The organism is Burkholderia sp. Bp9004 (assembly GCF_003858025.1).
Classification (GTDB): Bacteria; Pseudomonadota; Gammaproteobacteria; order Burkholderiales; family Burkholderiaceae; genus Burkholderia; species Burkholderia diffusa.
Genome location: NZ_QTQD01000037.1, coordinates 23,379 through 46,489 on the forward strand (window position 1 = coordinate 23,379; position 23,111 = coordinate 46,489).

At 65.1% G+C, this 23,111-nt stretch carries 19 protein-coding genes; 17 read left to right on the top strand and 2 right to left on the bottom strand.

Annotated elements, in window-relative coordinates; genetic code table 11:
• Window positions 1–13: 13 nt before the first annotated feature.
• The 6 genes from DIE08_RS30215 (at window position 14) to DIE08_RS30245 (ending at window position 7,832) form a co-directional block, all read left to right on the top strand.
• Window positions 14–1,246 carry a nitrate/nitrite transporter gene (locus DIE08_RS30215; RefSeq protein WP_124905250.1) on the top strand — a complete coding sequence of 411 codons (1,233 nt, stop codon included), beginning with the start codon at window positions 14–16 and terminating at the stop codon, window positions 1,244–1,246.
• A gap of 361 nt (window positions 1,247–1,607) precedes the next feature.
• Window positions 1,608–2,753, top strand: a complete 1,146-nt coding sequence (gene carA / locus DIE08_RS30225; RefSeq protein WP_059523474.1) for a glutamine-hydrolyzing carbamoyl-phosphate synthase small subunit — start codon at window positions 1,608–1,610, stop codon at window positions 2,751–2,753.
• Between the two features lie 37 nt (window positions 2,754–2,790).
• On the top strand, window positions 2,791–3,450 hold the full coding sequence (gene leuE / locus DIE08_RS30230; RefSeq protein WP_124905252.1) for a leucine efflux protein LeuE: 660 nt from the start codon (window positions 2,791–2,793) through the stop codon (window positions 3,448–3,450).
• Window positions 3,451–3,509: 59 nt separating this feature from the next.
• The gene (gene carB / locus DIE08_RS30235; RefSeq protein ID WP_059603591.1) at window positions 3,510–6,764 is read left to right on the top strand and encodes a carbamoyl-phosphate synthase large subunit; all 3,255 of its coding nucleotides are present in this window, start codon (window positions 3,510–3,512) and stop codon (window positions 6,762–6,764) included.
• 118 nt (window positions 6,765–6,882) lie between these two features.
• The gene (gene greA / locus DIE08_RS30240; protein WP_057927897.1) at window positions 6,883–7,359 is read left to right on the top strand and encodes a transcription elongation factor GreA; all 477 of its coding nucleotides are present in this window, start codon (window positions 6,883–6,885) and stop codon (window positions 7,357–7,359) included.
• Window positions 7,360–7,373: 14 nt separating this feature from the next.
• Window positions 7,374–7,832: a DUF4149 domain-containing protein gene (locus DIE08_RS30245; RefSeq protein ID WP_059603594.1), complete on the top strand. Its 459-nt coding sequence runs from the start codon at window positions 7,374–7,376 to the stop codon at window positions 7,830–7,832.
• A 58-nt stretch (window positions 7,833–7,890) separates the two neighbouring features.
• Here the strand turns inward: DIE08_RS30245 and DIE08_RS30250 are convergent, their stop codons facing one another.
• Complete coding sequence (locus tag DIE08_RS30250) at window positions 7,891–8,418, bottom strand: YhbY family RNA-binding protein (protein ID WP_124626665.1); 528 nt, start codon at window positions 8,416–8,418, stop codon at window positions 7,891–7,893.
• A gap of 194 nt (window positions 8,419–8,612) precedes the next feature.
• Between DIE08_RS30250 and DIE08_RS30255 the strand changes: the two genes are divergently transcribed.
• From DIE08_RS30255 to phoR, 11 genes are all read left to right on the top strand, one after another.
• Window positions 8,613–9,275 carry an RlmE family RNA methyltransferase gene (locus DIE08_RS30255; RefSeq protein WP_059523464.1) on the top strand — a complete coding sequence of 221 codons (663 nt, stop codon included), beginning with the start codon at window positions 8,613–8,615 and terminating at the stop codon, window positions 9,273–9,275.
• Between the two features lie 166 nt (window positions 9,276–9,441).
• The gene (gene ftsH / locus DIE08_RS30260) at window positions 9,442–11,337 is read left to right on the top strand and encodes an ATP-dependent zinc metalloprotease FtsH (RefSeq protein WP_059603600.1); all 1,896 of its coding nucleotides are present in this window, start codon (window positions 9,442–9,444) and stop codon (window positions 11,335–11,337) included.
• Window positions 11,338–11,365: 28 nt separating this feature from the next.
• Window positions 11,366–12,307 (top strand): dihydropteroate synthase, encoded by a 942-nt coding sequence (gene folP, locus DIE08_RS30265; RefSeq protein WP_260436592.1) that lies wholly within the window; start codon window positions 11,366–11,368, stop codon window positions 12,305–12,307.
• Window positions 12,308–12,343: 36 nt separating this feature from the next.
• Window positions 12,344–13,699: a phosphoglucosamine mutase gene (glmM, locus tag DIE08_RS30270; protein ID WP_124905256.1), complete on the top strand. Its 1,356-nt coding sequence runs from the start codon at window positions 12,344–12,346 to the stop codon at window positions 13,697–13,699.
• Window positions 13,700–14,154: 455 nt separating this feature from the next.
• On the top strand, window positions 14,155–15,189 hold the full coding sequence (gene pstS, locus DIE08_RS30280) for a phosphate ABC transporter substrate-binding protein PstS (protein WP_059603609.1): 1,035 nt from the start codon (window positions 14,155–14,157) through the stop codon (window positions 15,187–15,189).
• Between the two features lie 94 nt (window positions 15,190–15,283).
• Window positions 15,284–16,267, top strand: a complete 984-nt coding sequence (pstC, locus tag DIE08_RS30285; protein WP_124626658.1) for a phosphate ABC transporter permease PstC — start codon at window positions 15,284–15,286, stop codon at window positions 16,265–16,267.
• Window positions 16,264–17,157 (top strand): phosphate ABC transporter permease PstA, encoded by an 894-nt coding sequence (gene pstA, locus DIE08_RS30290; RefSeq protein WP_124905258.1) that lies wholly within the window; start codon window positions 16,264–16,266, stop codon window positions 17,155–17,157. The genes pstC and pstA overlap by 4 nt, the downstream gene beginning before the upstream one ends.
• 15 nt (window positions 17,158–17,172) lie before the next feature.
• Window positions 17,173–18,021, top strand: coding sequence for a phosphate ABC transporter ATP-binding protein PstB (pstB, locus tag DIE08_RS30295; protein WP_059523444.1), 849 nt, complete (start codon window positions 17,173–17,175; stop codon window positions 18,019–18,021).
• 18 nt (window positions 18,022–18,039) lie between these two features.
• Entirely contained in the window at window positions 18,040–18,744 is a 705-nt protein-coding gene (gene phoU, locus DIE08_RS30300) for a phosphate signaling complex protein PhoU (RefSeq protein ID WP_059523442.1), read from the top strand.
• Window positions 18,745–18,774: 30 nt separating this feature from the next.
• Window positions 18,775–19,476: a phosphate regulon transcriptional regulator PhoB gene (phoB, locus tag DIE08_RS30305; protein WP_006750313.1), complete on the top strand. Its 702-nt coding sequence runs from the start codon at window positions 18,775–18,777 to the stop codon at window positions 19,474–19,476.
• A 57-nt stretch (window positions 19,477–19,533) separates the two neighbouring features.
• Window positions 19,534–20,853 carry a phosphate regulon sensor histidine kinase PhoR gene (gene phoR / locus DIE08_RS30310; protein ID WP_124626656.1) on the top strand — a complete coding sequence of 440 codons (1,320 nt, stop codon included), beginning with the start codon at window positions 19,534–19,536 and terminating at the stop codon, window positions 20,851–20,853.
• Window positions 20,854–20,984: 131 nt separating this feature from the next.
• Here the strand turns inward: phoR and ppk1 are convergent, their stop codons facing one another.
• On the bottom strand, window positions 20,985–23,048 hold the full coding sequence (ppk1, locus tag DIE08_RS30315) for a polyphosphate kinase 1 (RefSeq protein ID WP_124626654.1): 2,064 nt from the start codon (window positions 23,046–23,048) through the stop codon (window positions 20,985–20,987).
• Window positions 23,049–23,111 lie beyond the last annotated feature (63 nt).

The window sequence follows — 23,111 nt, forward strand, 5'->3', positions numbered from 1 at the left end:
ACGAGGAGGAGCGATGTCGTCGGTGCAGGTGAGGGTGCTCGCGCTGTTTGCGGTCGGATATTTCGTGTCCTATGTGTTCCGCGGCGTCAATCTCGGCTTCGCGCCGTTCGTCACGCACGAGCTCGGGCTATCGGCCGCCGATCTCGGGCTGCTCACCAGTCTCTATTTCCTCGGTTTTGCCGGCGCGCAGATTCCGGCCGGCGTGCTGCTCGACCATTTCGGCCCGCGCCGCGTGACGGCCGGGATGCTGCTGTTCGCGGCCGCCGGTGCCGCCGTGTTTGGCGTCGCGCACGACCTCGGCACGATGATGGTCGGCCGGCTGCTGATCGGCGTCGGCGTATCGGTGTGTCTCGGTGCGGCGTTCAAGGCGCTCGCGCAGCATTTTCCGGTCGGCCGGCTGCCGCTCGTCAACGGTCTCGTGATGGCCGTCGGCGGCCTGGGCGGCGTCGCGGTCGGCTCGCCGTTGACCTGGCTGCTCGGCGTCACGAGCTGGCGTGTGATCTGCGGCGGCCTCGCGGTGCTGACGGTCGTCGTCGCGGCCGCGATCGGCTTCGGTGCGCCGGAAGCGGAGCGGCCGCGCCATCAGGGCGGGCTCGTTAGCCAGTTCAAGGGCACGTGGCACATCCTGGGCAGCCGCGCATTCTGGAAGATCTCGTCATTCTCGATCGTCACGCAGGGCGTGTTCTACGCGATGCAGTCACTGTGGGTCGGTCCGTACCTGCGCGACGTCGCGGGATTCGATGCGCAGCGCGCCGCACGGCTCGTGTCGGTGCTCGGCTTCGCGATGATGGCCGGCTGTGTCGGTTTCGGCGCGGCGGCGCGTGTGCTCGAGCGCCGCGGGGTGTCCGTCCAGGCATTTTGCGGCGTCGGCATGGTGCTGTTCGTCGCCACGCAAATCGCGATCGTCGCGCGCGTGCCGCTGCCGCCGGCCGTGCTGTGGGCGGCCTACGGAATGTTCGGCGGCGTCGGGATCCTGACCTATGCTGTGCTTGCCGGTCACTTCCCGGCGCATCTGATCGGCCGCGCGAATACGACACTGACGCTCGTGATCTTCGTGCTGATCTTTGCGTTCCAGATCGGTATCGGCGCGGTGCTGTCGCACTGGCCGGCCGTCGACGGCCATTACCCGGCTGCCGCCCACGTCACCGCGTGGAGCGTGCTGCTCGCGCTGCAGCTTGCCAGCGCGGTCTGGTACGTGTGGCCCGCGCGCAGTGCTGGCAAGCACGTTGATCCGGCGGTACGCTGACGGGTAGGGCGGCTGCGGAAACGGGGCCGCAGCAAGGAATGTCGCGCCTGATGCCACAGCATTGCGCGCGCCGCATGCGTGATGGGACGGCTATATCAATTGAAGATAAGGTCATTTTCGGGCTATAATTTGAAAGTTTGTGCTGATCAACCTCGCACCCTAGCGCCTACCTCACTTATCCCGTTCATCCGCCGCACGCCGCCTGTCGGGCGATGCCGCGAAGCCTCGTGCGCCCCGCGCCGGGTTCGCGTGCCGACACAGCAGGTCGCGTCCAGCTAGCGACTCCGCGCGCCTATGCAGCGCGGCGCTCGCGCGGCAGGGTAAACAGGTCGGCAGCAGGGTGTTCCCCAAGGAGCCTCCCGTGTTGCCGTCTTTTTCTCCCGCCTTGCTTGCACTCGCCGACGGCACGGTCTTTCGTGGTTATTCGATCGGGGCCGAAGGCCACACGATCGGTGAAGTCGTGTTCAACACCGCGATTACCGGCTATCAGGAAATCCTGACTGATCCGAGCTACGCGCGTCAGATCGTCACGCTCACCTACCCGCATATCGGCAACGTCGGCGTCAACGCCGAAGATGTCGAAGCCACGAAAGTCCATGCCGCCGGCCTGATCATCCGTGATCTGCCGACGCTCGCATCGAATTTCCGCATGGACCGCACGCTCGGCGACTACCTGCGCGACGAAGGCGTCGTCGCGATCGCCGGCATCGATACCCGCAAGCTCACCCGTATCCTGCGCGACAAGGGCGCGCAGAACGGTTGCATCCTGGCCGGCTCGAACGACGAGGCGAAGGCGATCGAACTCGCTCGCTCGTTCCCCGGCCTCGCGGGCATGGATCTCGCGAAGGTCGTGTCGACCACGAAGCCGTTCGAGTGGAAGCAGACCGAATGGCGCCTCGGCAGCGGCTACGGCATGCAGGAAGCGCCGAAGTACCGCGTCGTCGCGTACGACTTCGGCGTCAAGTACAACATCCTGCGCATGCTCGCGGAGCGCGGCTGCCACGTGACGGTGCTGCCGGCCGAGGCGAGCGCGGCCGACGCGCTCGCGCTGAATCCGGACGGCATCTTCCTGTCGAACGGCCCGGGCGACCCGGAGCCGTGCGACTACGCGATCGCGGCGGCCAAGGAGTTCATCGAGCGCGGCGTGCCGACCTTCGGCATCTGCCTCGGCCACCAGATCATGGGCCTCGCGGTCGGCGCGAAGACGCTGAAGATGAAGACGGGCCACCACGGCGCGAACCACCCGGTGAAGGATCTCGGCGACGGTCGCGTGGTGATCACGTCGCAGAACCACGGTTTCGCGGTCGACGCGGATTCGCTGCCGGCCAACGCGCGCGTGACGCACGTGTCGCTGTTCGACGGCACGCTGCAGGGCTTCGAGCTGACCGACAAGCCGGCATTCTGCTTCCAGGGTCACCCGGAAGCGTCGCCCGGCCCGCACGACATCGCGTATCTGTTCGACCGTTTCACCGCACTGATGGACGCGGCGAAGCAGCGCAACGCCTGACGCGACTGAAGCAACCGAAGAACGGGAGATTCGCATCATGTTCGGCCACGCACTCGGCATCACGGATATCTGGACCTACGTGTTCGGCGTGATCTTCATCATCCTGCTGCCGGGGCCGAACTCGATGTACGTGCTGTCGCTTGCGGCTCAGCGCGGCGTGAAGGCCGGCTATCGCGCGGCCTGCGGCGTGTTCCTGGGCGACACGGTGCTGATGGTGCTGTCCGCTGCGGGCGTCGCGTCACTGCTGAAGGCGAACCCGCTGCTGTTCTCCGTCGTCAAGTACGGCGGTGCCGCGTACCTGCTGTACATCGGCACGGGGATGCTGCGCAGCGCGTGGCAGAAGCTGCGCGCGCGCACCGATGCGCCAGCCGATGCACCGCGTGCGGTCGACGGCGAGCGGCCATTCCGCAAGGCGCTGATCGTGAGCCTCCTGAATCCGAAGGCGATCCTGTTCTTCATCTCGTTCTTCATCCAGTTCGTCGACCCGGCGTTCCCGCATCCCGCGCTGTCGTTCGTCGTGCTCGGGGCGATCGCGCAATGCGCGAGCTTCCTGTACCTGAGCACGCTGATCTTCGCGGGCGCGCGGCTCGCCGAGCATTTCCGCCGCCGCCGCAGGCTCGCGGCGGGCGCGGCGAGCAGCGTGGGCGGCCTGTTCATCGGTTTCTCGGTGAAGCTCGCGCTCGCCACCATGAGCTGAGCGCAACCGCCGATCCGCGACAACGCCACGACAAAGATTACTTACTGAATTCACAAGCCATGCCAAAACGCACAGACATCAAAAGCATCCTCATCATCGGCGCCGGCCCGATCATCATCGGCCAGGCGTGCGAGTTCGACTATTCGGGCGCGCAGGCTTGCAAGGCGTTGCGTGAGGAGGGCTACAAGGTCATTCTCGTCAACAGCAACCCGGCGACGATCATGACCGACCCGAACACGGCCGACGTGACCTACATCGAGCCGATCACGTGGGAAGTCGTCGCACGCATCATCGAGAAGGAGCGCCCGGACGCGATCCTGCCGACGATGGGCGGCCAGACCGCGCTGAACTGCGCGCTCGACCTGCACCACCACGGCGTGCTCGAGAAGTTCGGCGTCGAACTGATCGGCGCGTCGCCGGAAGCGATCGACAAGGCGGAAGACCGCCAGAAATTCAAGGAAGCGATGACCAAGATCGGTCTCGGTTCCGCGAAGTCGGGCATCGCGCACTCGATGGAAGAGGCGACCAAGGTGCACGCCGAGATCATGGCGGAGACGGGCGGCAGCGGCTATCCGGTCGTGATCCGTCCGTCGTTCACGCTCGGCGGCTCGGGCGGCGGCATTGCGTACAACCGCGAAGAGTTCGAAGAGATCTGCAAGCGCGGTCTCGACCTGTCGCCCACGCGCGAGCTGCTGATCGAAGAGTCGCTGCTCGGCTGGAAGGAATACGAGATGGAAGTCGTGCGCGACCGCGCCGACAACTGCATCATCGTGTGCTCGATCGAAAACCTCGACCCGATGGGCGTGCACACCGGCGACTCGATCACGGTCGCGCCGGCGCAGACGCTCACCGACAAGGAATACCAGATCCTGCGTAACGCATCGCTCGCGGTGCTGCGCGAGATCGGCGTCGACACCGGCGGCTCGAACGTGCAGTTCTCGATCAATCCGAAGGACGGCCGCATGGTCGTCATCGAGATGAACCCGCGCGTGTCGCGTTCGTCGGCGCTCGCATCGAAGGCGACCGGCTTCCCGATCGCGAAGGTCGCGGCGAAGCTGGCGGTCGGCTACACGCTCGACGAGCTGAAGAACGAAATCACCGGCGGCCAGACGCCGGCGTCGTTCGAGCCGACGATCGACTACGTCGTCACGAAGATCCCGCGTTTCGCATTCGAGAAGTTCCGTGAAGCCGATTCACGCCTGACCACGCAGATGAAGTCGGTCGGCGAAGTGATGGCGATCGGCCGCACGTTCCAGGAATCGTTCCAGAAGGCGCTGCGCGGCCTCGAAGTCGGCGTCGACGGTCTCGACGAGAAGTCGACCAACCGCGACGAGATCGCGATCGAGATCCACGAGCCGGGCCCGGACCGCATCTGGTATGTCGGCGACGCGTTCCGCATCGGCATGACGGCCGAGGAAATCTTCGCGGAAACCGCGATCGATCCGTGGTTCCTCCATCAGATCGAGCAGATCATCCTGAAGGAAAAGGCGCTGGCGGGCCGCACGCTCGCGTCGCTGACGTTCGACGAGCTGCGCTACCTGAAGCAGAGCGGCTTCTCCGACCGCCGCCTCGCGAAGCTGCTCGGCGCGACGCCGGAAGACGTGCGCCGCCGCCGCATCGAACTCAACGTGCGTCCGGTGTACAAGCGCGTCGACACCTGCGCGGCCGAGTTCGCGACCAAGACGGCCTACATGTACTCGACCTACGAGGAAGAATGCGAGGCGCAGCCGACCACCAACAAGAAGATCATGGTGCTGGGCGGCGGCCCGAACCGGATCGGCCAGGGCATCGAGTTCGACTACTGCTGCGTGCACGCGGCGCTCGCGATGCGCGAGGACGGCTACGAAACGATCATGGTCAACTGCAACCCGGAAACGGTGTCGACCGACTATGACACGTCGGACCGCCTGTACTTCGAGCCGCTGACGCTGGAAGACGTGCTCGAGATCGTCGACAAGGAAAAGCCGGTCGGCGTGATCGTCCAGTACGGCGGCCAGACGCCGCTGAAGCTCGCGCTCGACCTCGAGGCGCACGGCGTGCCGATCGTCGGCACGTCGCCGGACATGATCGATGCGGCCGAAGACCGCGAACGCTTCCAGAAGCTGCTGCAGGACCTCGGCCTGCGCCAGCCGCCGAACCGCACCGCACGCGCCGAAGACGAAGCGCTCAAGCTCGCCGAGGAAATCGGCTATCCGCTGGTCGTGCGCCCGTCGTACGTGCTGGGCGGCCGCGCGATGGAAATCGTCCACGAGCCGCGCGACCTCGAGCGCTACATGCGCGAGGCCGTGAAGGTGTCGAACGATTCGCCGGTGCTGCTCGACCGCTTCCTGAATGACGCGATCGAGTGTGACGTCGACTGCATCTGCGACGGCGAAGCCGTGTTCATCGGCGGCGTGATGGAGCACATCGAGCAGGCGGGTGTCCACTCGGGCGACTCGGCGTGCTCGCTGCCGCCGTACTCGCTGTCGAAGGAAACGGTCGCCGAACTGAAGCGCCAGACGGGTGCGATGGCGAAGGCGCTGAACGTGGTCGGCCTGATGAACGTGCAGTTTGCGATCCAGCAGGTGCCGCAGGCGGACGGGTCGAAGCAGGACATCATCTACGTGCTCGAAGTGAACCCGCGCGCATCGCGCACGGTGCCGTACGTGTCGAAGGCGACCAGCCTGCCGCTCGCGAAGATCGCGGCGCGCGCGATGGTCGGCCAGAAGCTCGCGCAGCAGGGCGTGACGAAGGAAGTCGAGCCGCCGTATTTCAGCGTGAAGGAAGCGGTGTTCCCGTTCGTCAAGTTCCCGACCGTCGATCCGGTCCTCGGGCCTGAAATGCGTTCGACCGGCGAAGTGATGGGCGTCGGCCAGACGTTCGGCGAGGCGCTGTTCAAGTCGCAGCTCGCGGCCGGTTCGCGCCTGCCGGAGTCGGGCACGGTGCTGCTGACCGTGATGGACGCCGACAAGCCGAAGGCGGTCGAAGTCGCGCGCATGCTGCACGACCTCGGCTACCCGCTCGTCGCGACCAAGGGCACGGCTGCCGCGATCGAAGCGGCCGGCGTGCCGGTGAAGGTCGTCAACAAGGTGAAGGACGGCCGTCCGCACATCGTCGACATGATCAAGAACGGCGAGATCGCACTCGTGTTCACGACGGTCGACGAGACGCGCCAGGCGATCGCCGATTCGCGTTCGATCCGCATGAGCGCGCAGGCGCACAAGGTCACGTACTACACGACGATGTCGGGCGCGCGCGCGGCCGTCGAAGGCTTGCGCTACCTGAAGGATCTGGAAGTCTATGATTTACAAGGTCTTCACGCTCGCCTAAACTAAGCGGTCAGTTACCTGTCGAAGCAACACGTGCCGCGATTAAGCGGTGTTTCCGGTTCGCCGGAAATGCGCTTAATCGCGGTGATTTTTTTTAAAGCCGTTTTTAGCGATTGAGCCGTTTATGAGCACCATTCCGTTGACAAAGCGTGGCGCAGAACTCCTGCGCGATGAATTGCAGCGCCTCAAGTCCGTCGAGCGGCCGGCCGTGATCAACGCGATCGCGGAGGCCCGCGCACAGGGCGACCTGTCCGAAAACGCCGAATACGATGCCGCGAAGGAAAAGCAGGGCTTCATCGAGGGTCGTATCGCGGAACTCGAATCGAAGCTGTCGGCCGCGCAGGTCATCGATCCCACCGTGCTCGACGCCGAAGGCCGAGTGGTTTTCGCATCGACGGTCGAACTCGAGGATCTCGAGTCCGGCGACACCGTCAAGTACCAGATCGTCGGCGACGACGAAGCCGACATCGATCACGGCCTGATCTCGGTCAGCTCGCCGATCGCACGCGCACTGATCGGCAAGTCCGAAGGCGACGTCGCGGCCGTGCAGGCGCCGAGCGGCGTGCGCGAATACGAAATCATCTCGGTCAGCTACATCTGAAGCGGGGCGACGTGATGCCGCATCGCGTGTTCCGTCTGCTGTCGGCCGTGTGGGTCGGCAGCCTGCTGACGATCGGGTATGCGGTCGCGCCCGTGCTGTTCAAGACGCTGGAGCGGATGACGGCCGGCACGGTCGCCGCCCAGTTGTTTCGCATCGAGGCGATCCTCGGTGTCGTATGCGGTGTGTTGCTGCTCGCGCTGTCGAACCAGCAGGTGCGGCGCGGCAGCGGTGATTACCGTCGCGTGCGCTGGATCGTCGCGGCGATGGTCGCGTGCGTGCTGGTCGGGTATTTCGCGCTGCAGCCGTTCATGAACGCGCTGCGGGTGGCCGCGATGGAGGCGGGCACCGATATCGCGAACTCGCCGTATGCGAGCCGCTTCGGGATGCTGCACGGCGTCTCGAGCCTGTTCTATCTCGTCGAGAGCGTGCTGGGGTTGATGCTGATCTGGCGTTTGCCGGCGCAAGACGCCTGAACGGCCTGAGCGCCGCACCGGCAGGGCGGCACGGGCTGCCCCGTGCCGCGCGGCAGGATTACTTGTCCTGATGCGGCCGCTTCGTGCTGGCCTGGCGCTTTTTCGCGCGCTTCACGTTGCCGCCCGCCGTCACGCGCTCGTTGCCGCGCACGACGACCTTGGTCGGCTTCGGACGACGCACGGGGCTCGCGTTCGGCGACACCTTGACGACCTTGACGGTGCGTGGCGCACGGCCTTTCTTGTCGTCGACGGCTTCGGCTGCGCTCGGCAGCGCGCCGGCACGACGGCCGCGGGTCGGGGCCGCCACGGCAGCCTCGGGCTTCCAGATCACCAGCAGCTTGCCGATGTGCTGGATCGGCGCCGCGTTCAGGCGGTCGCAGATCTCGTCGTAAATGGCGACGCGCTCGTCGCGCTCGTCACCGAACACACGGATCTTGATCAGCTGGTGCGCGGCGAGGTGTACCTTGATTTCCTTCAGCACGGCGTCGGTCAGCCCTTCGGCGCCGATCAGCACGACGGGCTTGAGCGCATGGGCCTGGGAGCGCAGCGCGGAGCGCTCGGCGGGGGAAAGCGAAAGGGCGGGCATGGAAATGTCGAAATCTAAATAGGGGCGCGCTGCATCAGAAGCGAATCGCGGGAAGTTACCGCATCAGCCGCGCGCCGAAACCACGTAAAATCGCGGCTTGGGCCCTGGAAGGGGCCGTAGCCGCGCGAAGAAGACGCGTATTATCCGCCAAAAGCACGGCTTCACGAAGCAAATAGCAGCAATCTCTCTCTCGAATGGCAAAAAACCGCTTTAACCAGCACTGGCTGCACGATCACATCAACGACCCGTACGTCAAAATGGCGCAGCGGGAGGGCTATCGCGCGCGTGCCGCGTACAAGCTGAAGGAAATCGACGAGCAGGACAAGCTGATCCGTCCGGGCCAGGTGATCGTCGATCTCGGCGCGACGCCGGGCAGTTGGAGCCAGTATGCCCGCAACAAGCTCGCGCAGGGCAAGAAGCGTGACGCGGAGCGCGAAGGCGGCATCGACGGCACGATCGTGGCGCTCGACATCCTGCCGATGGAACCGATCGCCGACGTCCACTTCCTCCAGGGCGACTTTCGCGAGGACGAGGTTCTTCACCGGCTGGAGGAAGTGCTCGAAGGCCGCTCGGTGGACCTTGTTATTTCGGACATGGCCCCCAACCTCTCGGGCGTGGCCTCGGCGGACGCGGCGCGCATCGAGCATCTGTGCGATCTGGCGCTCGAATTTGCGCAGAATCATCTGAAGCCGGAAGGTGCGCTGCTCGTGAAGTGTTTCCACGGCAGTGGCTACAGCCAGATCGTCGAAAAGTTCAAACAGCAGTTTAAGATCGTCGCGCCGCGCAAGCCGAAGGCGTCGCGCGACAAATCGTCCGAAACGTTCATTTTGGGCCGGCAACTGAAGCATCCGCGGTGACGCGGAGCGCTGTGCCGCAAACGGGCTCCGGCCCTTGCCAGACAAGCGAAGCGCTATTGCGACGGTTGTCAATGCTTATGGCAGGGGTGGTCGGACTGGATTAGAATGACCGAGGAGCGCTGCAAGGAAAATGTAGGCGCTCGTCTACGAGTGAAGGAGTGGTGCTTTGAACAACAATATGTTTTCGAAGGCAGCGGTGTGGCTGGTGATCGCACTGGTGCTGTTTACGGTGTTCAAGCAGTTCGACAAGCCCCGCGTCCAGGAAGGTGTGTCCTATTCGCAGTTCATGGACGACGCCAAGAACGGCAAGGTCAAGAACGTCATCGTGCAGGGGCGCAACCTCACCGTCACTCCGGCTGATGGCCAAAAATACCAGATCGTGTCGCCCGGCGACATCTGGATGGTCGGCGATCTGATGAAGTACGGCGTGCAGGTCAGCGGCAAGGCCGATGACGAACCGAACGCGCTGATGTCCGCGTTGTACTACCTCGGGCCGACGATCCTGATCATCGTGTTCTGGTTCTACATGATGAGACAGATGCAGGGAGGCGGCAAAGGCGGCGCATTTTCGTTCGGGAAATCGCGGGCGCGGCTGATCGACGAGAACAACAACGCGGTGAACTTCTCCGACGTCGCGGGCTGCGACGAAGCGAAGGAAGAAGTGTCCGAGCTCGTCGACTTCCTGCGCGACCCGCAGAAATTCCAGAAGCTGGGCGGTCGCATTCCGCGCGGCGTGCTGCTCGTCGGCCCCCCGGGTACCGGCAAGACGCTGCTCGCCCGCGCGATCGCCGGTGAAGCGAAGGTGCCGTTCTTCAGCATCTCGGGTTCCGACTTCGTCGAAATGTTCGTCGGCGTCGGCGCGGCCCGTGTGCGCGACATGTTCGAGCAGGCGAAGAAGCACGCACCGTGCATCGTGTTCATCGACGAAATCGACGCGGTCGGTCGTCATCGCGGCGCCGGCATGGGTGGCGGCAACGACGAGCGCGAGCAGACGCTGAACCAGATGCTGGTCGAGATGGATGGCTTCGAAGCGAACTCGGGCGTGATCGTGATCGCCGCGACCAACCGTTCCGACGTGCTCGACAAGGCGCTGCTGCGTCCGGGCCGTTTCGACCGCCAGGTCTATGTCGGCCTGCCGGACATCCGCGGCCGCGAGCAGATCATGCGCGTGCACCTGCGCAAGGTGCCGATCGCGAACGACGTCGACGCAGCGGTCATCGCGCGCGGGACGCCGGGCTTCTCGGGCGCCGATCTCGCGAACCTCGTGAACGAAGCGGCGCTGTTCGCCGCACGTCGCGGCAAGCGCATCGTCGAGATGCAGGATTTCGAGGACGCGAAGGACAAGATCTTCATGGGTCCGGAGCGCAAGTCGGCGGTGATTCGCGAAGAAGCGAAGCGTGCGACGGCTTACCACGAGTCGGGCCACGCGGTGATCGCGAAGCTGCTGCCGAAGGCCGACCCGGTGCACAAGGTCACGATCATCCCGCGCGGTCGCGCGCTGGGTGTCACGTGGCAGCTGCCGGAGCATGACAACGAGACGTACTCGAAGGACTACCTGCTCGACCGCCTGGCGATCCTGTTCGGCGGCCGCGTGGCTGAGGAGCTGTTCCTGAACCTGATCAGCACCGGCGCGTCGGACGACTTCAACAAGGCGACGCAGACGGCGCGTGCGATGGTGGCGCGTTTCGGCATGACCGACGCGCTCGGACCGATGGTCTACGTCGATGACGAGAACGACAGCAGCCCGTTTGGCCGCGGCTTCACCCGCACGATCTCGGAAGCGACGCAGCAGAAGGTCGACAGCGAAATCCGTCGAGTGCTCGACGAACAGTACGGCCTTGCGCGTCGCCTGCTCGAAGAGAACCGCGACAAGGTCGAGGCAATGACGGCCGCGCTGATGGAGTGGGAGACGATCGACGCCGATCAGATCAACGACATCATGGAAGGGCGTCCGCCGCGCTCGCCGAAGAGCTCGCCGGCCGTCGGCGGCGATTCCTCGGGTGGCGGCACGGCCGCCGAAGTGAAGCCCGGCAACGCGCCGGCGCCTGCTTCGCCCGCCTGACCTTCGCCGTAGCACCGTTCACGGGCTGGTGTGGCTTCACACCGGCCCGTTTTGCATTCATCAACGTCTCCCGCCCGTGCCCGAATCCGCAGTTCCAGCCTCCATTCCCGCGCCGCTCCAGTGCGGCCGTTTCTCGCTGACGTTCGAACGCCCGCTCGTGATGGGCATTCTCAACGCCACCCCCGATTCGTTTTCCGACGGCGGCCGCTTCCTCGCGCGCGACGATGCGCTGCGCCAGGCCGAGCGGATGATCGCCGAAGGCGTCGACCTGATCGACATCGGCGGCGAGTCGACGCGTCCCGGTGCGCCGCCCGTGCCGCTCGACGAGGAACTCGCGCGCGTGATCCCGCTCGTCGAAGCGCTGCGGCCACTGAACGTGCCGCTTTCGATCGACACCTACAAGCCGGACGTGATGCGTGCGGCGCTCGCTGCCGGCGCGGATATGATCAACGACATATGGGGGTTCCGCCAGCCGGGTGCGATCGACGCCGTGCGCGAAGGCAACGGCGGGCTGTGCGCGATGCACATGCTCGGCGAGCCGCAGACGATGCAGGTCGGCGAGCCCGACTACGGCGACGTCGTGGCCGACGTGCGCGACTTTCTCGCCGCACGCGTGCAGGCGCTGCGCGACGCGGGCGTCGCGCCGGAACGGATCTGCGTCGACCCCGGGTTCGGATTCGGCAAGGCCGTGGTCGATGACAACTACGCGCTGCTGGCCGCGTTGCCGGACACGGCCCCCGCGCGGCCTGACGGGCGCGCGTATCCGATTCTCGCGGGCATGTCGCGCAAGTCGATGCTCGGCGCGGTGATCGGCGGCAAGCCGCCGATCGAACGCGTCGCGGCGAGCGTGGCGGCTGCGTTGTGCGCGGTCGGGCGCGGCGCGGCGATCGTGCGTGTGCACGACGTCGCGGCGACGGTCGATGCGCTGAAGGTCTGGAACGCCGTGCGCGCAGCCGCGCGGCAACGATAAGTCAGAAGTCAGAAAGACGAAGGAGGAAGGTTCGCCATGGGACGTCGATATTTCGGCACGGACGGCATTCGCGGCACGGTGGGCGATGCGCCCATCACGCCTGATTTCGTGTTGCGTCTCGGCTATGCAGCCGGCAAGGTACTGGCCGGCGCGGCCGACGTCGCGGCGGGGGTACGTCCGACGGTGCTGATCGGCAAGGACACGCGCGTGTCGGGCTACATGCTCGAGGCCGCGCTCGAGGCCGGTTTTTCGGCGGCAGGCGTCGACGTGATGCTGGCCGGCCCGATGCCGACGCCGGGCGTCGCATACCTGACGCGCGCGCTGCGCCTGTCGGCCGGCGTCGTGATCAGCGCATCGCACAACCCGTATCAGGACAACGGGATCAAGTTCTTCTCCGCCGATGGCAACAAGCTGCCCGACGATACCGAGGCCGAGATCGAAGCATGGCTCGACAAGCCGCTCGAATGCGCGTCGTCGGACCGGCTCGGCAAGGCGCGCCGCCTCGACGACGCGGCCGGCCGCTACATCGAGTTCTGCAAGAGCACGTTCCCGGCTGCATACGACCTGCGCGGGCTGAAGCTCGTGATCGACTGCGCCCACGGCGCCGCGTACCAGATCGCGCCGCACGTATTCCACGAACTCGGCGCGGACGTGATCCCGATCGGCGTCGCGCCGAACGGCTTCAACATCAACGACGGTGTCGGCGCGACGGCGCCCGACGCACTGGTGCGTGCCGTGCGGGCGAACCATGCGGACCTTGGCATCGCGCTCGACGGCGATGCGGACCGCCTGCAGGTCGTCGATTCGACGGGCCGGCTGTACAACGGCGACGAGTTGCTCTACGTGCTCGTGAAGGACCGGATTGCGACCGCCGGCAAGGTCGACGGCGCTGTCGGCACGCTGATGACGAACCTCGCGGTCGAGGTCGCGCTGCAGCGCGAGGGCGTGCAGTTCGTGCGGGCGGCCGTTGGCGACCGCTACGTGCTCGAACAGCTGCGCGAGCGCGGCTGGCAGCTTGGCGCGGAAGGCTCGGGCCACATCCTGTCGCTCGACCGCCATTCGACCGGCGACGGCATCGTGTCGGCGCTGCTCGTGCTGGCCGCGCTCAAGCGCAGCGGCCGCACGCTTGCGCAGATGCTGGACGGCGTCACGCTGTTCCCGCAGAAGCTGATCAACGTGCGGATGAAGGCGGGTGCCGACTGGAAGGGCAGTGCATCGATTCGCGCGGCGATCGACGCAGCCGAAAGTGCGCTCGCCGGCCGCGGCCGTGTGCTGATCCGCGCGTCGGGCACCGAGCCCGTGCTGCGCGTGATGGTCGAGGCACAGCATGCGGCCGACGCGACCCTTCACGCGGAAGCGATTGCCGACGCGGTGCGCGCGGCGACGAGCTGAGCCGAACCGGTGACGGCGCGCGACGGTCAGGCCGTGTGCGCGCCGCCTCTTTGGTGATTCGACGGGCGGCGCTTTCGGGCGCCGCAATTCGTCAGACGCAAAGGTTTGCGCTATTAAATAGAGGGCGGCTTCGGCGCGGATTTCGTGTGACGGAGGAAAACATCCGACCCTGAATTGCATTGGCTGTGGCGATGGGTTTTCCTGCCCCCACGTGCGGTGCATATGTTTCGCTCCGGGCCTCGCATCAGCGGGTACCGAACAGCCCTTCCTGACCGGTAATTTTTGCCGTCATTCCCGCCGCGCTGCCCTTGCGCGGCCGCCCTCACAGGGCCCGATACTCCCTTTCAACCAGTCATGTTACTGTCACACCAGTTTCATCGATTGTCACATTATCGTCATGAGGAGCCCCTAACCTTCGCGGTGCCGTAGTCATCCGCTCACACACTGGAGGTCTCATGAAATTGATGCAAACCGCGATTGCCGGCCTGGCTGGCGCGCTTTTCGCAGTCGCCGCGCAAGCTGCCGACATCACGGGCGCAGGCAGCACGTTCGCGATGCCGATCTATACGAAATGGGCTGCCGACTACCAGCAGTCCGGCGGCGCGAAGGTGAACTACCAGGGTATCGGTTCGTCGGGCGGCCTCAAGCAGATCAACGCGAAGACGGTCGATTTTGCCGGTTCGGACGCACCACTGAAGGATGAAGAGCTCGCGAAGGAAGGCCTGTTCCAGTTCCCGACGGTGGTCGGCGGCGTGGTGCCGGTCGTCAACGTGCCGGGCGTGAAGGCCGGCGAACTGACGCTGTCGGGCCCGGTGCTCGGCGATATCTACCTCGGCAAGATCAAGAAGTGGAACGACCCGGCGATCGCCGCGCTGAACCCGAAGGTCAAGCTGCCGGATACGGACATCGCAGTCGTTCGCCGCGCTGACGGTTCGGGCACGAGCTTCATCTGGACGAACTACCTGTCGAAGGTCAACGACGAGTGGAAGTCGAAGATCGGCGAAGGCACGACGGTCAACTGGCCGACGGGCACGGGCGGCAAGGGCAACGACGGCGTCGCGGCCTTCGTGCAGCGCCTGCCGGGCGCGATCGGCTACGTCGAGTGGGCGTACGCGAAGAAGAACAACATGACCTACACGGCCCTGAAGAACTCGACGGGCACGGTGGTCGAGCCGAAGACCGAAACGTTCAAGGCTGCTGCTGCTGGCGCGAACTGGTCGAAGTCGTTCTACCAGATCCTGACGAACCAGCCGGGCAAGGAAGCATGGCCGGTCGTCGGCGCGACGTTCGTGCTGCTGCACGCGAAGCAGGACAAGCCGGAGCAGGGCGCCGAAACGCTGAAGTTCTTCAGCTGGGCGTTCAAGAACGGCGAGAAGGCGGCCGACAGCCTCGACTACATCTCGCTGCCGGCGTCGGTCGAGACGGAAATCCGCAAGCAGTGGAAGACGAAGGTGACGGACGCATCGGGCAAGCCGGTCGCCGCAGAGTAAGCAATCCAGCGGTTCGCTGCCCGGCCGTGCCGGCCGGGCAGTGTGTGCGGTAAGGCTGGGCGTCACGGCGCCCGGCGATCCAGAACAGGCGCCCATGTCTGATATTTCCTACACGTCTTCCCGGTCCGATGTCCCGCAGCAACGCGCGCCGAGCCGTCTCGGAGACGTTCTGTTCGGCGGCCTCGCACGGCTCGCCGCGATCGTGACCCTGCTGCTGCTGGGCGGGATCATCGTGTCCCTGATCATTGCGTCGATGCCGACCATCCAGAAGTTCGGCCTCGGCTTCTTGTTGCAAACCGAGTGGGATCCGAACTCGGATATCTACGGTGCAGTGGTGCCGATCTACGGCACGATCGTGACGTCGCTCATCGCGCTCGTCATCGCGGTGCCGGTCAGCTTCGGCATCGCATTGTTCCTCACCGAATTGTCGCCCGTGTGGCTGCGTCGCCCGCTCGGCATCGCGATCGAGCTGCTCGCCGCGATTCCGTCGATCGTGTACGGCATGTGGGGCCTGCTCGTGTTCGCGCCGATCTTCGCTGAATACTTCCAGAAGCCGATCGGCCGTCTGTTCAAGGACGTGTGGGTGCTCGGTCCGCTGACGGCGGGCCCGCCGATCGGCATCGGCATTCTCGCCGCCGGCGTGATCCTCGCGATCATGATCATCCCGTACATCGCATCGGTGATGCGCGACGTGTTCGAAGTCACGCCCGTGCTGCTGAAGGAATCGGCCTACGGGATCGGCTGCACGACGTGGGAAGTGATGTGGAAGGTCGTGCTGCCCTACACGAAGACCGGCGTGATCGGCGGGGTGATGCTCGGCCTCGGCCGCGCGCTCGGCGAAACGATGGCCGTGACCTTCGTGATCGGCAACACCAACCTGCTCGACAGCGTGTCGCTGTTCGCGCCGGGCAACAGCATCACGTCGGCGCTCGCGAACGAATTCGCGGAAGCGCAACCGGGCCTGCATACGTCCGCGCTGATGGAGCTGGGCCTGATCCTGTTCGTGATCACGTTCATCGTGCTGTCCATCTCCAAACTGCTGCTGCTTCGTCTCGAGAAAGGAGAGGGCAAGAAATGAGCGAGCCCGTCATGAACTTCCCGGGGCCGAACGGCGCCGCGCTCGACGCGATGCGCAACCGCCTGCAGCGCAAGCGCAAGGTGACCAACGCGATCGCGCTGACCGCGTCGCTTGCTGCAATGGCGTTCGGCCTGCTGTGGCTTGTATGGATTCTCTACACCACGGTGCATCTCGGCGTCGGCGGCCTGTCGCTGCAGCTGTTCACCGAATCGACACCGGCACCGAACACGGAAGGCGGCGGTCTGGCGAACGCGATCGTCGGCAGCCTGCTGCTGTGCGGTTTCGGCACGCTGGTCGGCACGCCGATCGGCATCCTCGCGGGCGTCTATCTCGCCGAATACGGCCAGAAGAACCTGCTGGCGGGCACGATCCGCTTCATCAACGACATCCTGCTGTCGGCGCCGTCGATCGTCATCGGCCTGTTCGTGTACGCGATCGTCGTCGCGAAGTCGGGGCGCTTCTCGGGCTGGGCCGGCGTGATCGCACTCGCGCTGCTGCAGATCCCGATCGTGATCCGCACGACCGAGAACATGCTGAAGCTCGTGCCGAACGCGCTGCGCGAAGCAGCCTTCGCGCTCGGCACGCCGAAGTGGCGAATGGTACTGAAGATCACGCTGCGCGCATCGGTGGGCGGCATCATCACGGGCGTGCTGCTCGCGATCGCGCGGATCGCTGGCGAAACGGCGCCGCTGCTGTTCACCGCGCTGTCGAACCAGTTCTTCTCGTGGGACATGAGCCAGCCGATGGCGAACCTGCCCGTGACGATCTACAAGTTCGCGATGAGCCCGTTCGCCGAATGGCAGTCGCTCGCATGGGCGGGCGTGTTCCTGATCACGCTCGGGGTGCTCGGACTCAACATCCTGGCGCGCTCGATCTTCTCGAAAAAGTAACGGCGGAGCAATCCGATGAATATGGCAGAAAGCCACCTGAATCCCGTCGAGCGCACCGCTGCGCCCGCCGGCACGCAAGATGCGGCACATGGCCGTCCGCTGGCGCCGCTGAACGCGAAGATCGAGGTCAACAACCTCAACTTCTTCTACAACAAGTTCCACGCGCTGAAGAACATCAACCTGCGCATTCCCGAAGGGAAGGTGACGGCGTTCATCGGTCCGTCGGGTTGCGGCAAGTCGACGCTCCTGCGCACGTTCAACAAAATGTACGCGCTCTATCCGGAGCAGCGAGCCGAAGGCGAAATCCTGATGGACGGCGAGAACCTGCTGACCACCAAGCGCGACATTTCGCTGCTGCGCGCGCGGATCGGCATGGTGTTCCAGAAGCCGACCCCGTTCCCGATGTCGATCTACGACAACATCGCGTTCGGCGTGAAGATGTTCGAGAAGCTCACGCGCTCGGAGATGGATGATCGCGTCGAGTGGGCGCTGACGAAGGCCGCGCTGTGGAACGAGGTGAAGGACAAGCTGAACCAGAGCGGCTACGGGCTGTCCGGCGGCCAGCAGCAGCGTCTGTGCATCGCGCGCGGTATCGCGATCCGTCCGGAAGTGCTGCTGCTCGACGAGCCGTGCTCGGCGCTCGACCCGATCTCGACGGGCCGCATCGAGGAGCTGATCGCGGAGCTGAAGAGCGACTACACGGTCGTGATCGTCACGCACAACATGCAGCAGGCTGCGCGCTGCTCGGACTACACGGCCTACATGTACCTGGGCGAACTGATCGAATTCGGCGAAACCGAAAAGATCTTCATCAAGCCGGTGCGCAAGGAAACGGAAGACTACATCACCGGCCGTTTCGGCTGATGACGGAGAATCACAACCATGTCGGATAAACATCTGTCGAGCCAGTTCGACGCGGACCTGAATGCCGTGTCGTCGAAAGTGCTGGAAATGGGCGGACTCGTCGAGTCGCAGATCGTCGGCGCGATGCATGCGCTGAACGAATTCGACCGCGAGACGGCCGAGAAGGTGATCGCGGCCGAGGAAACGCTGAACGCGATGGAAGTCGACATCGACCAGGAGTGCGGCAACATCATCGCGCGGAGGCAGCCGGCCGCGCGCGATCTGCGTCTTCTGATGTCGATTTCGAAAACGATTACGAACCTCGAGCGCGCCGGCGACGAGGCCGAGAAGATCGCGAAGCGCGTGCGCCGCCTGATCGACGAGCCGGCCGCGCGTGCGGTGAACATCGCCGAGATCAAGGTGTCGGGCGAGATGGCCGTGACGATCCTGCGCCGCGCACTCGACGCGTTCGCGCGCCTCGATACGGTAGCGGCCGCGCAGATCGTCAAGGACGACAAGGAAATCGACCTCGAATTCCGCGCGTTCGTGCGCAAGCTCGTGTCGTACATGCAGGAAGACCCGCGCACGATCTCGGTCGGCCTCGAGTACCTGTTCATCGCGAAGGCGATCGAACGGATCGGCGACCACGCGAAGAACATCGCCGAATTCATCATCTACATCGTGAAGGGCACCGACGTGCGGCACCAGCCGCGCGACACGCTCGATCGCGAAGCCAACAGTTAATCGACTCCGTAAGGAAGAACAGAGGTGCCGATGCCCAGCAACATTCTCGTCGTCGAAGATGAGCCCGCGATTTCCGAACTGATCTCGGTGAATCTCCAGCATGCCGGTCACTGCCCGATTCGCGCGTACAACGCCGAGCAGGCGCAGAACCTGATCAGCGACGTGCTGCCCGACCTCGTGCTGCTCGACTGGATGCTGCCGGGCAAGTCCGGCATTGCGTTTGCGCGCGACCTGCGCAACAACGAACGGACCAAGCACATCCCGATCATCATGCTGACCGCGCGGGGCGACGAGCAGGACAAGGTGCTCGGCCTCGAGATCGGCGCGGACGACTACGTGACGAAGCCGTTCTCGCCGAAGGAACTGATGGCGCGCATCAAGGCCGTGCTGCGCCGTCGCGCGCCGCAGCTGACCGAGGACGTCGTGTCGATCAACGGGCTGCGCCTCGATCCGGCCACGCATCGGGTCGCCGCGCACGGCGACGGCAGCGAGATCAAGCTCGATCTCGGCCCGACCGAATTCCGCCTGCTGCATTTCTTCATGACGCATCCGGAGCGCGTGCACAGCCGCACGCAACTGCTCGATCAGGTCTGGGGTGATCACGTGTTCGTCGAAGAGCGTACGGTCGACGTCCATATCAAACGATTGCGCGCGGCCTTGAAACCGGCCGGTTGCGATGCGATGATCGAGACCGTGCGCGGCAGCGGCTACCGGCTCGCCAAGCACGCGTAACGTATCCGGACATGCCGTGTGCCACGGCATGCCGTTCATTCTTTCGGGCGCTGAAACATGAACATCATCTGGGCGCGCTTTCTCGTGTCGCTCGTGCTGCTCGTGCTGATCAGCGTATTGGTCGGCGTGTTCGCCGGCCCGATCGCGGGCCTCGGGTTCGCGGTCGTGATGCTGGTCGCGCAGGGCTTCTTCAGTACCTTCCATACGCAACGCCTGTGGCGTCTGCTCGATGCGCCCGTCTACGGCGAGGTGCCGAGCGCGCCGGGCATCTGGGGTGAAATCTATTACCGGCTGCACAAGCTCGCGAAGCAATGGCATGCGCAGGTGCGGCAGGTCGAGCAGCAGCATTCGCGCTTCATCCAGGCGATCCAGGCGTCGCCGAACGGCGTCGCGATGCTCGACGACCATGACCAGATCGAGTGGTGCAACGCGATCGCCGAGGTGCATTTCGGCCTCGATGCGAAGCGCGACCTGCGCCAGCACATCACGAACCTGGTTCGTCATCCGGAATTCGTCCGCTACCTGAACGCGCAGCATTACGACGAGACGCTCGTGATGCGCGGGATGGGCGACTCGCGGCAGAACGTGCTGGAAGTGCAGGTGTTTCCGTACGGCGAGAACCGCAAGCTGCTGCTCACGCAGGACATCACGGAGCTCGAGCGGACCGACGCGATGCGGCGCGACTTCGTCGCGAACGTATCGCACGAACTGAAGACGCCGCTCACCGTGCTGTCGGGCTTCCTCGAGACGATGCGCGAACTGCCGCTGAACGAGGAAGATCGCGCGCGCTATCTCGAGATGATGGAGCAGCAGGCGTCGCGGATGCGGCACATCGTCACCGATCTGCTGGTGCTCGCGAAGCTCGAGGGCGAAAGCAAGCCGCCGATGGATCACGCGATCGACATGCGTGCTGTGTTCGACCATCTGAAGGAGGATGCGCAGACGCTGTCGAACGGGCATCACGAGATTGCGTTCACGATCGACGAGACGCTCGGCGTCACGGGCGCGCAGACCGAAGTGTTCAGTGCGTTCGCGAATCTCGTGACCAATGCGATCCGCTATACGCCGGACGGTGGCAAGATCTTCGTGTCGTGGCGGCGCGAGGGCGCGCAAGGCGTGTTCTCGGTCACCGACAGCGGCTTCGGCATCCCGGCCGCCGACCTGCCGCGGCTGACCGAGCGCTTCTACCGCGTCGACCGCAGCCGCTCGCGCGATACGGGCGGCACGGGGCTCGGCCTCGCGATCGTCAAGCACGTGCTGCAGCGGCACGACTCTCACCTGTACGTGCAGAGCGAGGAGGGGCGCGGCAGCACGTTCACCGCGCGCTTCCCGGCCTCGCGAATCATCGCGATCCGGCCGGCCGCGTTCGAAGCATGAGCGCGTGACGCGAATCGGGTGCCTGACGTCGGCATCCCAACGCAAATGCGCCGCAAACAAAAAAGCACAGCCCGTGGGCTGTGCTTTTTTGTTTGGTGGCGCGGCACGCGAAACCGCGCGCCGCCCCGTGTCTACGAACAGAACTTCGCGAGTAGCCCGAGCTGCGCGTTGCGGAGCGTCTTGCCTGCACGGCGCCGGCGGTAGTGGCCGTCGCTGAGCATCTGCCAGGCCGACTGGTTGTCGCCGAGGCAGACCGACAGCCCTTCGGCGATCACGCGGCGCTTCAGCTTGCGCTCGCGGATCGGGAACGCGACTTCGACGCGGCGGAACAGGTTGCGGTCCATCCAGTCGGCGCTCGACAGATAGACGTCCTCCGCGCCGCCCGCGTGGAAATAGTAGATGCGGTGGTGTTCGAGGAAGCGCCCGACGATCGAGCGGACCGTGATGTTTTCCGACAGCCCCGGCACGCCGGGCTTCAGCGCGCACACGCCGCGCACGATCAGGTCGACCTTGACGCCGGCCTGCGACGCTTCGTACAGCGCGGCGATCACCGACGGCTCCAGCAGCGCGTTCATCTTCGCGACCACGCGCGCGCGCTTGCCGGCGCGCGCATTGTCGATTTCCGCGCGGATCGATTCGATGATGCGCGGATGCAGCGAGAACGGCGACTGCCACAGCTCGTGCAGCGTGAGCTCGCCGCCGATCCCGGTCAGTTGCTGGAAGACGTGGTGGACGTCCTCGCAGATTTTCTGGTCGGCCGTCATCAGGCCGAAGTCGGTGTAGAGGCGGGCGGTGCGCGGGTGATAGTTGCCGGTGCCGAGGTGCACGTAGCGGCGCAGCGACGCCTTGCCGTTCTGCACGACGCGTCGCACGATCAGCATCATCTTCGCGTGGCACTTGTGGCCGACCACGCCGTACACGACGTGCGCGCCGACGGCTTCGAGCTGCGACGCCCAGTTGATGTTGGTTTCCTCGTCGAAGCGCGCGAGCAGCTCGACGACGACGGTCACTTCCTTGCCGTTGCGGGCGGCTTCCATCAGCGCGTCCATCAACGGCGAATCGGTGCCGGTGCGGTAGATCGTCTGCTTGATCGCGACGACGCTCGGGTCCTTCGCGGCCTGCTGCAGCAGTTCGAGCACCGGCTGGAAACTTTCGTACGGATGGTGCAGCAGGATGTCGCCGTCGTCGATCGCGTCGAACATCGTCGGCGCGTTGACGATCGCAGGCGGGATCGACGCGGCGAACGGCGCGAACTTCAGGTCGGGGCGATCGACGAGATCGGGGATCTGCATCAGTCGCACGAGGTTCACGGAGCCGGCCACGCGATAGCAGTCCTTCTCGCTGAGCAGGCTTTCCTCGAGCAGGCGCCGAACGATATGCGCCGGCGTATCGGCCGACACTTCGAGCCGTACCGCGTTGCCGAGGTGGCGCGCGGGCAGCTCGCCCTGCAGCGCGACGCGCAGGTTGGTGATTTCGTCCTCGTCGACGAAGAGCTCGCTGTTGCGCGTGATGCGAAACTGGTTGCAGCTTTTCACGACCAGTTGCGGGAACAGTTCGCCGACGAAGCGCTGCATGAACGAGCTGAGCAGCACGAAGCCGTGCTCGAAGCCCGACAGCGCCTGCGGCATGCGCACGACGCGCGGCAGCGCGCGCGGCGCCTGCACGATGCCCATCACCGCCTGGCGGCCGAACGCGTCTCGGCCCTCGAGCTCGACGACGAAGTTCAGGCTCTTGTTCAGCACGCGCGGGAACGGGTGCGCGGGATCGAGGCCGATCGGCGTCAGCACCGGCAGCAGTTCATCGAGGAAGTAGCGGCGCGCCCATTCGAGCTGCTCTTCGTTCCACGTGTCGCTCGCGTGGAAGTAGATGCCTTCCTGTTCGAGCGCGGGCAGCACGGTATCGTGCAGCATCGTGTACTGGCGGTGAACGAGCCGTTGCGCACGCTCGACGACCAGGTCGTAAGCGTGCTGCAGCGACATGCCGTCGGGGGTCAGTGCGCCCGGGTTGTCGCGGATCTGTTCCTGAAGGCCGGCCATCCGGACTTCGAAAAATTCGTCGAGGTTGCTGCTCGTGATGCAGATGAAGCGGAGTCGCTCGAGCAACGGAATCTGCGGGTCAGCCGCTTGGGCCAGCACGCGCTCGTTGAAACCGAGGATGCCGAGTTCACGATTGAGAAGCGGATAGCGGACGGACATCGGCAGAGTAGGGGGGGATTCGGGCGATGATTCGAAAGGACGCTCGGAAACTCTCACGGTACG

Excerpts from the sequence above, each read along its gene's own strand:
- leuE (WP_124905252.1), top strand. The coding sequence starts at position 2,791 with ATGTTCGGCCACGCACTCGGCATCACGGATATCTGGACCTACGTGTTC.
- glmM (WP_124905256.1), top strand. The coding sequence starts at position 12,344 with ATGGGACGTCGATATTTCGGCACGGACGGCATTCGCGGCACGGTGGGC.
- pstC (WP_124626658.1), top strand. The coding sequence starts at position 15,284 with ATGTCTGATATTTCCTACACGTCTTCCCGGTCCGATGTCCCGCAGCAA.
- DIE08_RS30250 (WP_124626665.1), bottom strand. The coding sequence starts at position 8,418 with ATGCCCGCCCTTTCGCTTTCCCCCGCCGAGCGCTCCGCGCTGCGCTCC.
- phoU (WP_059523442.1), top strand. The coding sequence starts at position 18,040 with ATGTCGGATAAACATCTGTCGAGCCAGTTCGACGCGGACCTGAATGCC.
- DIE08_RS30255 (WP_059523464.1), top strand. The coding sequence starts at position 8,613 with ATGGCAAAAAACCGCTTTAACCAGCACTGGCTGCACGATCACATCAAC.
- pstB (WP_059523444.1), top strand. The coding sequence starts at position 17,173 with ATGAATATGGCAGAAAGCCACCTGAATCCCGTCGAGCGCACCGCTGCG.
- phoR (WP_124626656.1), top strand. The coding sequence starts at position 19,534 with ATGAACATCATCTGGGCGCGCTTTCTCGTGTCGCTCGTGCTGCTCGTG.
- DIE08_RS30215 (WP_124905250.1), top strand. The coding sequence starts at position 14 with ATGTCGTCGGTGCAGGTGAGGGTGCTCGCGCTGTTTGCGGTCGGATAT.
- ppk1 (WP_124626654.1), bottom strand. The coding sequence starts at position 23,048 with ATGTCCGTCCGCTATCCGCTTCTCAATCGTGAACTCGGCATCCTCGGT.
- phoB (WP_006750313.1), top strand. The coding sequence starts at position 18,775 with ATGCCCAGCAACATTCTCGTCGTCGAAGATGAGCCCGCGATTTCCGAA.
- DIE08_RS30245 (WP_059603594.1), top strand. The coding sequence starts at position 7,374 with ATGCCGCATCGCGTGTTCCGTCTGCTGTCGGCCGTGTGGGTCGGCAGC.
- greA (WP_057927897.1), top strand. The coding sequence starts at position 6,883 with ATGAGCACCATTCCGTTGACAAAGCGTGGCGCAGAACTCCTGCGCGAT.
- carB (WP_059603591.1), top strand. The coding sequence starts at position 3,510 with ATGCCAAAACGCACAGACATCAAAAGCATCCTCATCATCGGCGCCGGC.
- pstS (WP_059603609.1), top strand. The coding sequence starts at position 14,155 with ATGAAATTGATGCAAACCGCGATTGCCGGCCTGGCTGGCGCGCTTTTC.
- pstA (WP_124905258.1), top strand. The coding sequence starts at position 16,264 with ATGAGCGAGCCCGTCATGAACTTCCCGGGGCCGAACGGCGCCGCGCTC.